The following is a 14,226-nucleotide window of genomic DNA, read 5'->3' on the forward strand; positions in this document are numbered from 1 at the left end:
GTCCGGCCCTCGCCCGCGCCGGTCGCGCCCCCGGTACCGGCCATGGGTGGGTACGGTCCACCGGCGCCGCCCCCGGCTGCCGGTGCCGCGGACTCGGGTACACAGCGCAAGCCGACGCTGATGCTGGCGGCCGTCGCGGTGGTGGCCGTGCTGGCCCTCGCCGTGGTCCTGCTGCTCACCCGCGGCACCGACGGCGACGAAACCGCCGCGCCCCCTTCGGTTCCGGCGTCCGCCGAGCCCGCGCCGCCGGACAACACCACCGACGCCGGTGACGCCGAGCCGACCACCGGCGCGGCGCCGACCACCACGCCCTCGACGACCACCACGGCGGCCCCTGCGGCCGACGCGGCGCAGTTCGCCCAGAGCTACTACGCCATGCTGCCCGGCGACATCGCCGGCGCGTGGGCGCAGCTCTCGCCCGCCTACCAGGCACAGACCGGCGGCTACGGTTCCTACTCCTCGTTCTGGTCCTCGATCCGCTCGGTGAGCGTGAACAGCGTGACTCCCAACGGGCCCGACCGCGCGACGGTCTCGCTGACCTACGTCAAGAGCGACGGCACGGTGGCGGGGGAGAGCCGTTGGATCAGCGTCACCCGGGAGGGCGACCGCACCCTGATCTCCGGTTCCGGTCTCTGAGCCCCCGGCCGCGCCGAGGAGGTCCGGGGCGGCGGTAGGCGCCCGCCCGGTTCGGGCCCCACCGTGCCCGGCTCGGGCGATGGTGGGCCGATAGGCTGGAGGCGACAGGCCGGGGACAGCCCCCGGAAGGCTCGGGTCGAGGGGAAATACGCGGATGACGGGGCGACTCGCCGCGGTCCTGTGGGATATGGACGGGACGCTGCTGGATTCGGAGAAGTTGTGGGACATCGCGGTGCGCGAGCTCGCGGTGGAACTCGGCGGCGTGATGACCGACGAGCTGCGGCACGCGCTGATCGGCGCGTCCGGGCCGAACGCGCTACGGATCGTGTTCAACGGTCTCGGCGCGGATCCGACGCCGCGGGCGCTGGCCGAGGCCGCCGATTTCCTGGAGTGGCGGGTGGGCCGGCTGATGACCGGCCCGATCCCGTGGCGTCCCGGCGCGGCCGACGCGCTGGCATCGGTGCGGTCGGCGGGGGTGTCCACGGCGCTGGTCACCAACACCGTCCGCTCGCTCACCGAGTTCGGTCTCGACACCATCGGCAGGCACCACTTCGACGTCTCGGTCTGCGGCGACGAGGTGCCAGAGGGCAAGCCCGCCCCCGATCCCTACCTGCGTGCCGCGGAGTTGCTCGGCGTCGACCCGCGGCACTGTGTGGCCGTGGAGGATTCGCCGACCGGCGCTCGGGCGGCGGCCGCGGCGGGCTGCGCGGTGATCGTGGTGCCCTGTGAGATCCCGGTGCCTGCCGGCCCCGGCCGGATGCTGCGTGATTCGCTCGTCGGCCTGACCGTCGATCATCTGCACGAAGCGCTGCTGCTCAACTACTGAAGATATGGTTGTCCGGGCGATAACCGGCTGTGTCACAAGGCAACTGGGCCCGGATAGCTGAAATATCGCCGCTGTGACCGTCTTCACCGATGATCTTTCCGAATCCCGGGCGTGTTCGACACGCCGTGCATAACAATGTCGATATGGCATCGATCGGCGTGTTGGACGAAATCGTCGACACCGCAAGGTATCCGCTGCGGGAGCCGGGTGGTGCGCAATGGGAGGCGGCGGTCTCGGCCGCGCGCGCCGAACTCGCGGAGTCGGGCTGCACCGTGCTGCGTGAGTTCATCCGGCCCGAGCTGGTCGACACCCTGCGCAAGCAGGGCGAGCAGATGGCGCCGCACGCCTACTACCGCACCGAGCAGGTCAACGCCTACAACATCCCGCTCGACGCCGAACTGCCCGAGGGGCATCCCGGCCGCATCGTGCTCGAACGCGGCAACGCCTTCGTGCCGCGCGACCGCATCCCCGCCGGCTCGTTGATCCATCGCCTCTACGTCGACGAGTTCTTCCAGCGGTTCGTCGCCGATTGCTTCGGCCGTCCCGAACTGCACGAATACGCTGATCCGCTGGCCGGGCTGTGTCTGAACGTGGTGGCCCCCGGCATGTCGCACCCGTGGCATTTCGACACCAACGAATTCACCGTCAGCATGCTGACCCGCGTGCCGGACGACGGCGGCGTCTTCGAGTACTGCCCGGCCATCCGCACTCCCGACGACGAGCATCTCGACGATGTGCGCGATGTGCTCACCGGCTCCGGCGATCACCTGGTGCGCAGACTCGACCTGCGCCCCGGCGACCTGCAACTGTTCCAGGGCCGCTACTCATTGCACCGGGTGTCCACGGTCTCCGGTGCCACGCAACGTCATTCGGCGATCTTCGCCTACACCGACCGACCCGGCGTCATCGGCACCGTCGAACGCACCCGCCAGCTGTTCGGGCGCGTTCTGCCGGATCACATCGCCGCGGCCGAGGCGGTCCGGAGCGACCGACTACTCGACTGAGTAAGTTCCGACCCGAAGGGAAACCGAGACACGTGCCAGTGCCGTTGCACACCACCGGGAAAGCCTCTTTCGACGACATCTACGACCGTCCCGATCCCCGCGAGTACTACGCCCGGATGTCCGAACTGGACTATCGCATTCCGGAACTGGCCAAGCCCTTCTTCGAACAGCAGATTCGGGAATTCCGTGCCGTGATGCACGGCTCGCCGGAGGCCGCCGACCCGGTCACCGTGCTCGACATCGGCTGTTCCTACGGCGTGAACGCCGCACTCATGCGCTTCGACACCACCATCGGCGAGTTGGCCGAGCACTACCGCTCGGCGGGTGAGGCCGATCGCGCCGAGCTCGTCGAGCGCGATCGTGCCAGGCTCGCCGCGAAAGACGCGTGGCCCGGCGTCCGTTTCGTCGGCATCGACGCGTCCGGGCCCGCCCTCGAGTACGCCGAGCAGGCGGGGCTGCTGCACGAGGTGGTGCACGCCGATCTGGAGGCCGCGGACCCCACCGACGACCAGCGGGAGGCGCTCGCCAGGGCCGATCTGGTCGTCTCCACCGGTTGCATCGGCTATGTCACCGAGAAGACGATCACCAGGATCGCCGCCGCGCGGCCCGACCGGCTGCCGTGGATGGCGCATTTCGTGCTGCGCATGTTCGACTTCACGCCGATCGCGGCCGAGCTCGACGCGCTCGGCTATCGCACCGAGCAGCTTCCCGGCCTGTACAAGCAGCGGCGGTTCGCCTCGCCCGTCGAACAGCGGCAGGTGCTGACGGCGCTGGCCGACAACGAGATCGACACCCGCGGCCACGAAAGCGAAGGCTGGCTGTGCGCCCGCCTGTTCCTCTCCCGGCCAGACCCCGAACGCCGTCCCTGAGACCAGAACTGCCCACGCCGCGCCCCGGTCACCGTCCGGGGCGCCACGCCCGAGCGCGGACCCGCGCGAGGGCGGTTGGCGAAACGCCGTCGCGTGCCCGAGGATCGTGGACAAGCGTGATCCCCGGCACGAGTGAACCCCTTCCGCAGATTTGCCCGCGCACCCGTGGCGCGGCGCACCCACCCGATACGAGGAACCGAGTTGACCGAACGCACTTTCGCCGCCGAAGACGAACTGCCCCGCGTTCCGCTGCCCACGCTCGAGGCCAGCGCCGAGCGCTTCCTGCAGTGGTGCTCGCCGTTGCTGACCGCCGAGGAACTGGCCACCACCGAGGCGGCGGTGGCCGAACTGCTCAGCGCCGACGGGCCGGGGCGCACCCTGCACGCGGCGCTCGCCGAATACGACGCCACCCCCGGCGTCGGCAGCTGGCTCGACCAGTTCTGGCCCTCGCGCTACCTGGGCAGACGTGACCGGATCGCGTTGAACGCCAACTTCTTCTTCCTCTTCCGCGACGACACCGTCCTGGCCGCCTCCACCGCGTCCGATCAGGTCTCGCGCGCGGCCGCCATCGTGATCGCGGCAGTCGACTACAAGCTGGCGCTGGATCGCGAGGAGATCCCGCCCGCCACCCAGCGTGGCAAGCGGCTGTCGATGTGGCAGAACAAGTACCTGTTCTCCGAGACCCGCATCCCCGGCGCCGAACAGGACTCCGTGCGGGTGCCCTACACCGACGAATGGCCCGGCCCCTCGCGGGAACGCCATATCGCGGTCTTCCATCGGGGCAACGTCTTCCGGCTCGACGTGATCGGCCCGGAAGGTGTGCCGCACACCCTGGACGAGCTGGGCGAGGGTCTGCGCACGGTGCTCGAGGCGGGCGCCACGGCTGCCGACGCCGACACCTCCGTGGGGCACCTGACCACCAAGGCCCGCGCCGAATGGGCCGCCGACCGGGAGCTGCTGCGCGCGGAGCCGGCCAACGCCGCCGCGCTCGACACCATCGAGACCGCGCTGTTCTGCGTGTGCCTGGAGGACTTCGCGCCCCGCGACACCCTGCACGCCTGCGATCAGCTGCTGCACGGCGACAGCGCCAACCGCTACTTCGACAAGTCGGTGTCGTTCATCGTCTTCGCCGACGGCAGCGCGGGCATCAATGTCGAGCACTGCGGACTGGACGGCACCACCATCCTGTCCTTCGTCGACACCCTGCTCGAGCGCACCGCCGCCGAGCACGCCGAGGCCGCGGGCGCACGAGCGCAGGGCACGCCGGCGGTCGCGCCGATCGAGTTCGGCCTCGACTCCGAACTGCGCCAGCGCATTCTCGCCGCCGCCAAGGACTTCGCCGACTACGCGGCGGCGAATGCGACCACGACGGTCAGCTTCACCGAGTTCGGCACCGCCGAGGCCAAGAAGCTGAAGATCTCACCGGACGCCTTCGCCCAGCTCAGCTACCAGCTCGCGCACCGGCGCAGCAAGGGCCTGACCGGCGCGACCTACGAGTCCATCGCGACCCGTCAGTACCGCAACGGCCGCACCGAGGCGATGCGCGTGATCACCCCGGAGATCATCGCCTTTGTCGACGCCATGGTGGACCCGGCGGCCGATCACGAGGCGAGGCTGGCCGCGGCCCGTGTCGCCGCCGACGCGCACGTTGCCCGCGCCCAGCAGTGCCAGGCTGGTGACGCCCCCGAACAGCACCTGTGGGAGCTGCAGTGGATCCAGCGCCGTCGCGGCGCGGAGCTCGGCGTCACCGAGCCGCTCGCGCTCTACGACAGCCCCGGCTGGACGATCATGCGCGACGACTATCTGAGCACCAGTTCGGCGCCGTCGGTGAACATCGAGTACTTCGGTTTCGGCTCCACCAGCCCGCGCTGCATCGGCATCGCCTATGTGCTGCTGCCGGATCGCTGGAACCTGTACCTGGCCACCCCGACCACGGTCGCCGATCAGATGCACGCCTTCGCCGATCAGCTGCGGATCGCGGTGAGCGAACTGGCCGAACTGCTGGCCGCGCCGCAGTGACCCCGGCTCGCTGAGGTTCGCCCGCGCCCGGTCCGCCGCCGATTTCCGAGGCGAGGGACCGGGCGCGCGCGTGCGCGCGGGGTGAACCCGGTGGCGTGTGCGGGGCGGATGCCGGGATCTGAGAGAATGTCGACCCGTGAAGACTTTCGAATCCCTGTTCGCCGAGCTGCAGGATCGTGCCGCCACCCGTCCCGAGGGGTCCGGCACCGTGGCCGCCCTGGACGCCGGCGTGCATACCCAGGGTAAGAAGGTTCTCGAGGAGGCGGGCGAGGTCTGGCTGGCCGCGGAACACGAGAGCGACGATTCCCTGGCCGAGGAGATCTCGCAGTTGCTGTACTGGGTCCAGGTGCTGATGGTGGGCCGGGGGCTGACGCTCGACGACGTGTACCGACATCTGTGACGGTCGCGTTCTCCGCTCGATACCTCCACCCTCCGGAAGGACACCGTTCCCCATGCTGCGCGTAGCAGTCCCCAACAAAGGCTCGCTGTCGGAATCGGCGACCTCCATCCTGTCCGAAGCCGGTTACCGCAAGCGCACCGATTCGCGCGAACTGAGCGTGCTCGACCCGCAGAACCAGGTCGAGTTCTACTTCCTGCGGCCCAAGGACATCGCCGTCTACGTCGGCTCCGGCGAACTCGACCTCGGCATCACCGGCCGCGATCTGGCCCTCGACTCCGGCGCCCCCGTCCAGGAACGGCTCGCCCTCGGCTTCGGGCGCTCCAGCTTCCGCTACGCCGCCCCGGCGGGCAGCGAGTGGAAGGTCGACGATCTGGCGGGCAAGCGGATCGCCACCTCCTACCCGAACCTGGTGCGCGCCGACCTGCGTGAGCGCGGCCTCGAGGCCGAGGTCATCCGCCTCGACGGCGCGGTCGAGATCTCCATCCAGCTCGGTGTCGCGGACGCGATCGCCGACGTGGTCGGCTCCGGCCGCACTCTGCGCCAACACAATCTGGTGGCCTTCGGTGAGTCGCTGTGCGACTCCGAGGGCGTACTCGTGGAGCGCATCGGCTCCGACGCGCAGGACCGGGCCCGCAACCAGCTCATCGCGCGCGTCCAGGGTGTGGTCTTCGCCCAGCAGTACCTCATGCTGGACTACGACTGCCCGAAGAACCTGCTGGACAAGGCGGTGCAGATCACCCCCGGCCTGGAGTCGCCGACGGTCTCGCCGCTGGCCGACGAGTCCTGGGTGGCGGTGCGGGCGCTGGTGCCGCGCGGCAAGTCGAACCACGTCATGGACGAGCTGGCCTATCTGGGCGCCAAGGCGATCCTGGCCACCGACATCCGGTCCTGCCGCGCGTTCTGAGTACCGCGCGCTCGGCAGCGGCCGCTGTGCGCCGCACGGTGACGCTGCCGAGCCCGGTGGTCACAGGATCTGTTCAGGCCGAACACCGCCCGTGTGCGCGGTTTCGCGACGGTGGTGAATCCGGTTGTCGGCGTGGTGCTGTCGGTGTTGTTGTCCGCTGGCTCCAGCGTCGGACCCGGTGGTGAGGGTCAGTCGGAGACGGCCTCGGCCTCGATCTGTTCGAAGGACTCGCCGACCGTCTGCGGCCAGCCGGGATAGACCGGCGGGGTACCGCCGTGCGCCGGGCACAGCGGTTTGTAATCGCAATAACCGCACAGCCAACTGACGTTCGGCGGGAAATCGCCGGTGCGCCCGGCTTCCAGGATGGCCGCCCACAGCGCGCCGAGGGTGCGCTCGAAACGATCCAGCTCCTCGCTGTCGGGGGTGTAGGTGAGGATCAGCTCGTCGGCCAGATAGATCAATCGCAGCTGGGCGGGCAGCACGCCTCGGGTGCGCAGGACCACCAGCGCGTAGAACTTCAGCTGGAACAGCGCTTTGGTCTCCTGCACCGGACCGGGTGCGCGCCCGGTCTTGTAGTCGACCACCCGCAGCTCCCCGGTCGGCGCCACATCGATGCGGTCGACGAAGCCGCGCGCCGGCACACCGTCGGCCAGCTCCACCTCGACCCTGGCCTCCCGTGATTCCGGGGAGAAGCGGGTCGGATCCTCCAGCCGGTAGTAATTGTCCAGCAGCGCCCGCACCTCGGCCAGAAAGGGCCCGGTGCCCTCGTCGGCGTGCAGTTCGGCGATCTCGGGCTGTTCGGCCAGCACCCGTGCCCAGGCGGGCTCGACGAGTTCGTCGGCGCGGGCGCGGCCGCGCTCGGGCTGGGGTAGTCCGTAGAGGTCTTCGAGGACCGCGTGCACCACCGTGCCGCGCACCGCTTGGCGCGTGGGTGGTTCCGGGATCGCGTCGATCGCGCGCAGCCGGTACTTCAACGGGCATTGCTTGAAATCCGTTGCCCGCGAGGGCGACAGTGCCGGTCTGCGGGCTTGCGCACGCGGCGGTGTCGAAGGCTCGGCAGGGGGTGTGGACGCGGGCGCTGACATACCTGGCAGGCTATCCGGCGGCACTGACACCACAGGGAACGGAGTTTCATGACGGCCAGACGGACCGGGCCATTCGCCATCGGGGACCGGGTGCAACTGTCCGACGCGAAGGGACGCCTGCACACGGTGATCCTCGAACCGGGCAAGGAGTTCCACACCCATCGCGGTGCGATCAAGCACGACGACCTGATCGGGACGGACGAGGGCAGCGTGGTGAACTCCACCAACGGCACGCCGTATCTGGCCCTGCGGCCGCTGCTGGTCGACTACGTGCTGTCCATGCCGCGCGGTGCGGCGGTGATCTACCCCAAGGACGCCGCGCAGATCGTGCACGAGGGCGATGTCTTCCCGGGCGCCAGGGTGCTCGAGGCGGGCGCGGGCTCGGGTGCGCTGACCTGCTCGCTGCTGCGCGCGGTGGGGCCGGAGGGGCAGGTGATCTCGCACGAGATCCGCGAGGACCACGCCGAGCACGCGGTGCGCAATGTCGAGCGCTTCTTCGGCGAGCGGCCGGCGAACTGGTCGCTGACCGTCGGGGACGTATCCGACTACGACGGCGAACCGGTGGACCGGGTGGTGCTGGACATGCTCGCGCCCTGGGACGCGCTGCCGACGGTGTCCAAGGCGCTGATCCCCGGTGGCGTGCTGATCGTGTACGTGGCGACGGTCACCCAGCTGTCCAAGGTGGTCGAGGCGCTGCGCGAGCAGGAGTGCTGGACCGAGCCGCGCTCCTGGGAGTCGATCGTGCGGCCGTGGCACGTGGTCGGACTGGCGGTGCGCCCGGAGCACCGGATGCAGGCGCACACCGCGTTCCTGGTGAGCGCGCGGCGGCTGGCCGAGGGCGTGGTCACCCCCAAGCCGCAGCGGCGCCCGTCCAAGGGCTGAGCGCTGACGCCCGGCCCGCCACCGGGGGTGACCCCGGCCGCGCGAGAGCGGTCAGGAGAGGCAGGGCGCCTGGGCGAAGCCGAGCAGGGTGCAGGCGCTCCCGTCCGAGATCTTCCAGCTGTCGTCCTCGTGCTGCCAGGTCAGTGGCATCGCGGGGGCAGGGCCGTGCGGGGAGGTGATGACCACCTGGGCGGTCGCGGTCTCGCCCTCGACGGTGACGTCGGTGACAGTGAAGGTCAGCGCGCCGTACCCGCCGAGGGCGGCGTTCATGGCCTCGATATTGGCGAGGCGCTTGTCGCCGTCGACGACCAGGCCGGTCTTCTCGGTGGCGGGCTCGGCGGGGTCGGCGAACCGGTCGAGGGTGGCCTGCAGTTCGTCGGGAGCGGGGGCCTCGTGCGAGTGGCCCTCTTCGCCGGTAGCGGCGGAGGCCGGGCCGGTGGTGGCCGAGGCCGCGCTGGTGGCCACCGCGCTGCTGGTCGCGGCGGTGTCGGTGGACTCGTCGTCCGAGCAGCCGACGAGTCCGGCGGCCAGGGCGACGACGGCGACGGCGGTGGCGATGCCCGCTCGCAGCGATCGGGTAGGACGGTGCATATTCGGCAACCTTTCGGCGGTGCGAGGGAATGTCTCCCCAGTCGGGTTAGGGGAGGCTAACATGGAGCTCCGCCGCCGATCGCAAGGCAGATGTGATCACGAAGAAACAATGTCGCAGGGCGAGAACGGTTCGCGCCCGGTAGCGTTGTAAGACCGGGACTGGGAGGAGCAGCACATGAGCCCCATCGAGAATTCGGATTCGGCGGCCTGGAGAGAGCTCGAGGCGGTACGCGCCGAGGTGGCTGCGCTCCGAAGGCAACTGGCCGACTCGCCGGATCAGGCGCGGGAATTGGAAGCCCGCATCGATTCGCTGACCATTCGCAACACCAAGCTGATGGACACCCTCAAGGAGGCACGTCAGCAGTTGGTCGCGTTGCGTGAGGAGGTCGATCGGCTGGGCCAGCCCCCGAGCGGGTACGGCGTGCTGATCGGCGTGCACGAGGATCAGACCGTCGACGTGTTCACCTCCGGTCGGAAGATGCGGTTGACCTGTTCACCCAACATCGACACCGACACGCTCGCCTACGGCCAGACCGTCCGGTTGAACGAAGCCCTCACGGTCGTGGAGGCCACCGACTACGACGCGGTCGGTGAGATCGGCACCCTGCGCGAGATCCTCGACGACGGCCGCCGGGCCCTGGTGGTCGGCCATGCCGACGAGGAGCGGGTGGTCTGGCTGGCGGGCCCGCTGGCCAAGGTCGCCGAGGTCGACGACCTGGAGGATCCCGATTCGCCCATCCGCAAGCTGCGGCCGGGCGATTCGCTGCTGGTCGACACCAAAGCGGGCTTCGCCTTCGAGCGCATCCCCAAGGCCGAGGTCGAGGACCTCGTGCTGGAAGAGGTGCCCGACGTCGACTACACCGACATCGGCGGCCTCGGCAGGCAGATCGAGCAGATCCGCGACGCGGTCGAGCTGCCGTTCCTGCACAAGGACCTGTTCCGCGAATACGAGCTGCGTCCGCCCAAGGGCGTGCTGCTCTACGGTCCGCCCGGGTGCGGTAAGACGCTCATCGCCAAGGCGGTGGCCAACTCGCTGGCCAAGAAGATCGCCGAGGCGCGCGGCGAGGACGCCAAGGAAGCCAAGTCGTTCTTCCTGAACATCAAGGGTCCCGAGCTGCTCAACAAGTTCGTGGGCGAGACCGAGCGCCACATCAGGATCATCTTCCAGCGGGCTCGCGAGAAGGCGTCCGAGGGCACACCGGTGATCGTGTTCTTCGACGAGATGGATTCGATCTTCCGTACCCGTGGCTCGGGCGTCTCCTCGGACGTGGAGACCACCGTGGTGCCGCAGTTGCTCTCGGAGATCGACGGCGTGGAGGGGCTCGAGAACGTCATCGTGATCGGCGCGTCCAACCGTGAGGACATGATCGACCCCGCGATCCTGCGGCCCGGCCGCCTCGATGTGAAGATCAAGATCGAGCGTCCGGACGCGGAATCGGCGCAGGACATCTTCTCCAAGTACCTGACCAAGGAACTGCCGCTGCACACCGACGACCTGGAGGAGTTCAACGGCGACAAGGCGGCCTGTGTCCGGGCGATGATCGAACGGGTCGTCGACCGGATGTACGCCGAGAGCGAGGACAACCGCTTCCTGGAGGTCACCTACGCCAACGGTGACAAGGAAGTCCTGTACTTCAAGGACTTCAACTCCGGCGCGATGATCCAGAACATCGTCGACCGCGCGAAGAAGTACGCGATCAAGGCGGTGCTCGACACCGGCAATCCGGGCCTGCGCATCCAGCATCTCTACGATTCGATCGTGGACGAGTTCTCCGAGAACGAGGACCTGCCCAACACCACGAATCCCGATGACTGGGCGCGGATCTCGGGTAAGAAGGGCGAGCGCATCGTCTACATCCGCACCCTGGTCACCGGCAAGAACGCCAGCGCCAGCCGTGCGATCGACACCGAGTCCAACACCGGTCAGTATCTGTAAGAGCGCACCGGACCACCGGCCGCGATTCCGTCTCGGGATCGCGGCCGGTGGTCGCTACGCGGCTGGGCGGCCCTGTGGCCGCGCTGGATGCGCCTGTGACACGAGCCAGAGGCGATCGGGTCCGGATACTAGGCTGAGCCCATGACCGAAGGGCACACCGAGATATGGCACAACCCCCGGTGCAGCAAGAGCCGGGCAGCACTCGCGCATCTGGAGGCGATCAGCACGGGATTCACCGTCCGCAGATACCTGGACGAGCCGCCTACCGCCGAGGAACTGCGTGCCGTGCTCGACCGTCTCGGCCTCGAGCCGTGGGAGATCACCCGCACCGGCGAACGGCTTGCCAAGGATCTCGGTCTCGCGCAGTGGGGCCGCACTCCGGACGACCGTGAGCGCTGGATCGAAGCGCTGGTCGCGCGGCCCGAGCTCATCCAACGGCCCATCGTGCTGACCGGCGACGGCCGTGCGATCGTCGCCCGCAGCGCGGAAGCGCTGCGCGAACTCGGCTGACCGGCCCACTCCCGATCCGAACCCGACACCGGGCCGACGATCGGCGGCCCGGGCCGGCTCGTCGATCCGGACACCTTCGGCACACGGCGTCGTACCGTATTCCGCCGCAAGGTACGGTCAACGCACCTGTTACCGAACTTTATCTCGATAAGGTTTGGTAAGCTCGGCGCATGGCAGACGATCGCCTGCGCGTCCCAGCTGCTTGGCCTGCGATCGGCGAGGAGTCCTACCCCTGGTCCCTCGGCGACGCGGCCACGTCGCGGACGCAGCGTCGTAAGCACACCGGGGACTATCGCGCCGCGACCGTGCCCGTCATCGCCCGACAGTCACTCGAGCTGCCCGCCGAACTGTTGGTCGAGGCGGAAGAGGCCGCGAGCACCCTCGCCCGGTTCGACGCGCATCGCGCGCTGGGTACCGAAGCGGGCCCGATGAGCGCGGTGCTGCTGCGTACCGAGAGCGCGGCCTCCTCGCAGATCGAGAACCTCACCGTGGGGGCCCGGCAGCTCGCGCTGGCCGGACTCGGTGAGCACACCAATCGCAATGCGCGGATTGTCACCGCCAATGTCCGCACGATGGAAGCCGCACTGGCGCTCAGCCACGAGATCGACGAATCCTCGGTGCTGGCGATGCATCACGCCCTGCTGTCCGGATCCGATCCAGGTAATGCGGGACGGTGGCGGGACCAGCAGGTGTGGATCGGCGGTTCCGCGCTCGGTCCGCACGGTGCGATGTTCGTGCCGCCGCATCACACTCGGGTGCCCGCGGCGATGGCCGACCTCTTCGATTTCGTCGCCAGGACCGACGTGCCGGGCCTGGTGCATGTCGCACTCGCGCACGCCCAGTTCGAGACGATCCACCCGTTCACCGACGGCAACGGGCGTACCGGCCGGGCCCTGGTGCACGCCATGCTGCACCGCCGCGGGCTCATCCGCCACGTCACGGTGCCGTTGTCGGCCGGCCTGCTCGTCGACACCTCCGCCTACTTCGAGGCGCTGACCAGTTACCGGGCCGGAGATCCGGTGCCGATAATCCGGCAGTTCGTCGATGCCACCTTCTTCGCCGTGGACAGCGGCGCCCGGCTCGTGGCGCGGCTGTGCGAGATCCGCGACGACTACCGCTCCGCCGTCACCGCCCGCAGTGACTCGGTCGTGTGGCCCCTGATCGACCGGCTCGCCGCGCAGCCCGTTGTCGGCAACGCCTACGTGCGAGCTACCTTCGGCGTGACGGATGTGGCGGCGCAGCGGGCGATCGACCGACTGGTCGGCGCCGGCGTGCTGCGGGCTCCGAAGGCGCGAGCGCGCAACCGTATCTGGGTGGCCGAGGAGATCGTGCGCGTCCTGGACGAATTCGCCGAGGGGGCCCGGCGAGTTCGCGGGTAGAGCGTTGAGCGTTGCCTCGCGGTAGGGTCCGGGAACATGAAGGTACAGATGCGCCACAATCCCGCTTCGACCGTCGCTCGCTGTTTTCTGGCGGGCGGTGAGCCGATGCGGGTCGAGAGCGGCGCGATGCTCGCGCATTCGGCCGGTGTGAGCCTGCAGGCCAAGGCCGAAGGCGGCATCCTGGCCGGGTTGAAGCGGTCGGTACTGGCCGGGGAGTCGTTCTTCGTCTCCACCTTCACCGCGCCGCCGCAGGGCGGCTGGGTGGATGTCGCGCCCGCGCTGCCCGGTGACATGCTGAGCCTGACGATCACGCCGGACCGGCCGTACTTCATCAATCGTGGGGGCTGGATCGCCAACTCCCACGGGGTTACCGTGGAAGGGAAGTGGGGCGGGTTCGCGAACCTGTTCGGCGGTGAGGGCGGATTCGGTCTGCGAGCCCACGGCGAGGGCGAGGCGGTGGTCGGCGTGTTCGGTGCGATCGACGTCATCGACCTGCCACCGGGGGAGCCGATCACCATCGACACCGGGCACGTGGTCGCCTACGACCTGACGATGAGCTTCACCATTCGCCGGGCGGTGTCGGGACGGTCGATCCAGTCACTGAAATCCGGTGAGGGTTTCGTCTTCGATTTCATCGGGCCCGGCCGGGTGCTGCTGCAGACCCGCAATCCGAGCGCGTTCGCCGCGTGGGCCGCCTCGGTGGCATCCTCGAGCTGAGAAGGGCGAGATGGTACTTCCGCATTCCCTGGCCACGTTCAACCGCCACGTCACCAATCGGGTCGCCGGTCCGCTGGCGAGCCGCGTGCGACCGCTGGCGGTGGTGCTGCACAAGGGCCGCCACTCCGGCCGGTCCTACGAGACGCCGGTGCTCGCGTTCGCCGACGGGCCGGTGCATCGCATCGCACTCACCTACGGCCGTGACGTCGACTGGCTCAAGAACGTCATGGCCGCGGGTGAATTCGAGCTCCGGCTCAAACACCACACCGTGCGATTGATCGATCCCGAGGTGCTCGAGGACCCGTCGGCGGCATGGGCTCCGCCGGGTGTCCGGCAGGCGCTCAGGACGATCGGCGCGCGCTATCACCTGCGCGCCACGGCACACGAGGAGCCGGCTACGGACTGATGCCGGAGCGGACCCGCTCGTCGGGGCCCAGTGCTCGGCCGCGATGCCGGACAGCGGTTGTC

At 69.2% G+C, this 14,226-nt stretch carries 14 protein-coding genes and 1 pseudogene; 13 read left to right on the forward strand and 2 right to left on the reverse strand.

What is annotated here, in order from left to right; translation table 11 throughout:
- The 7 genes and pseudogenes from NS3_RS08315 to hisG form a co-directional block, all read left to right on the forward strand.
- Positions 1–636, forward strand: a pseudogene (locus NS3_RS08315) (serine/threonine protein kinase); the annotation flags it as partial.
- 154 nt (positions 637–790) lie between these two features.
- On the forward strand, positions 791–1,462 hold the full coding sequence (locus NS3_RS08320; protein ID WP_067856281.1) for an HAD family hydrolase: 672 nt from the start codon (positions 791–793) through the stop codon (positions 1,460–1,462).
- Positions 1,463–1,605: 143 nt separating this feature from the next.
- The gene (locus tag NS3_RS08325) at positions 1,606–2,466 is read left to right on the forward strand and encodes a HalD/BesD family halogenase (protein ID WP_067856283.1); all 861 of its coding nucleotides are present in this window, start codon (positions 1,606–1,608) and stop codon (positions 2,464–2,466) included.
- A gap of 32 nt (positions 2,467–2,498) precedes the next feature.
- Positions 2,499–3,335, forward strand: a complete 837-nt coding sequence (locus NS3_RS08330) for a class I SAM-dependent methyltransferase (RefSeq protein WP_174550445.1) — start codon at positions 2,499–2,501, stop codon at positions 3,333–3,335.
- 201 nt (positions 3,336–3,536) lie between these two features.
- Entirely contained in the window at positions 3,537–5,354 is a 1,818-nt protein-coding gene (locus tag NS3_RS08335; RefSeq protein WP_067856290.1) for a choline/carnitine O-acyltransferase, read from the forward strand.
- Positions 5,355–5,490: 136 nt separating this feature from the next.
- A complete protein-coding gene (locus NS3_RS08340; protein WP_040796837.1) occupies positions 5,491–5,754 on the forward strand; it encodes a phosphoribosyl-ATP diphosphatase in 264 nt (87 codons plus the stop codon).
- Positions 5,755–5,806: 52 nt separating this feature from the next.
- The gene (hisG, locus tag NS3_RS08345; protein WP_067856293.1) at positions 5,807–6,658 is read left to right on the forward strand and encodes an ATP phosphoribosyltransferase; all 852 of its coding nucleotides are present in this window, start codon (positions 5,807–5,809) and stop codon (positions 6,656–6,658) included.
- 188 nt (positions 6,659–6,846) lie between these two features.
- Here hisG and NS3_RS08350 read toward each other — a convergent pair whose 3' ends face one another.
- Positions 6,847–7,743 carry a RecB family exonuclease gene (locus NS3_RS08350; protein WP_067856296.1) on the reverse strand — a complete coding sequence of 299 codons (897 nt, stop codon included), beginning with the start codon at positions 7,741–7,743 and terminating at the stop codon, positions 6,847–6,849.
- 48 nt (positions 7,744–7,791) lie between these two features.
- On the opposite strand from NS3_RS08350, the gene NS3_RS08355 reads away from it, so the two are divergent.
- Complete coding sequence (locus NS3_RS08355) at positions 7,792–8,625, forward strand: tRNA (adenine-N1)-methyltransferase (protein ID WP_067856299.1); 834 nt, start codon at positions 7,792–7,794, stop codon at positions 8,623–8,625.
- A gap of 51 nt (positions 8,626–8,676) precedes the next feature.
- Here NS3_RS08355 and NS3_RS08360 read toward each other — a convergent pair whose 3' ends face one another.
- Complete coding sequence (locus NS3_RS08360) at positions 8,677–9,216, reverse strand: WKL family lipoprotein (protein WP_067856303.1); 540 nt, start codon at positions 9,214–9,216, stop codon at positions 8,677–8,679.
- Between the two features lie 175 nt (positions 9,217–9,391).
- Between NS3_RS08360 and arc the strand changes: the two genes are divergently transcribed.
- The 5 genes from arc (at position 9,392) to NS3_RS08385 (ending at position 14,164) form a co-directional block, all read left to right on the forward strand.
- A complete protein-coding gene (arc, locus tag NS3_RS08365; protein WP_067856306.1) occupies positions 9,392–11,152 on the forward strand; it encodes a proteasome ATPase in 1,761 nt (586 codons plus the stop codon).
- Between the two features lie 141 nt (positions 11,153–11,293).
- Positions 11,294–11,662, forward strand: coding sequence for an arsenate reductase family protein (locus NS3_RS08370; protein WP_067856310.1), 369 nt, complete (start codon positions 11,294–11,296; stop codon positions 11,660–11,662).
- A gap of 170 nt (positions 11,663–11,832) precedes the next feature.
- Positions 11,833–13,041, forward strand: a complete 1,209-nt coding sequence (locus NS3_RS08375) for a Fic family protein (RefSeq protein ID WP_067856313.1) — start codon at positions 11,833–11,835, stop codon at positions 13,039–13,041.
- 36 nt (positions 13,042–13,077) lie between these two features.
- On the forward strand, positions 13,078–13,758 hold the full coding sequence (locus NS3_RS08380) for a TIGR00266 family protein (RefSeq protein WP_067856316.1): 681 nt from the start codon (positions 13,078–13,080) through the stop codon (positions 13,756–13,758).
- Between the two features lie 10 nt (positions 13,759–13,768).
- Positions 13,769–14,164, forward strand: coding sequence for a nitroreductase family deazaflavin-dependent oxidoreductase (locus tag NS3_RS08385; RefSeq protein WP_067856319.1), 396 nt, complete (start codon positions 13,769–13,771; stop codon positions 14,162–14,164).
- Positions 14,165–14,226 lie beyond the last annotated feature (62 nt).

Source organism: Nocardia shimofusensis NBRC 100134 (genome assembly GCF_001613125.1).
GTDB classification, from domain to species: domain Bacteria; phylum Actinomycetota; class Actinomycetes; order Mycobacteriales; family Mycobacteriaceae; genus Nocardia; species Nocardia shimofusensis.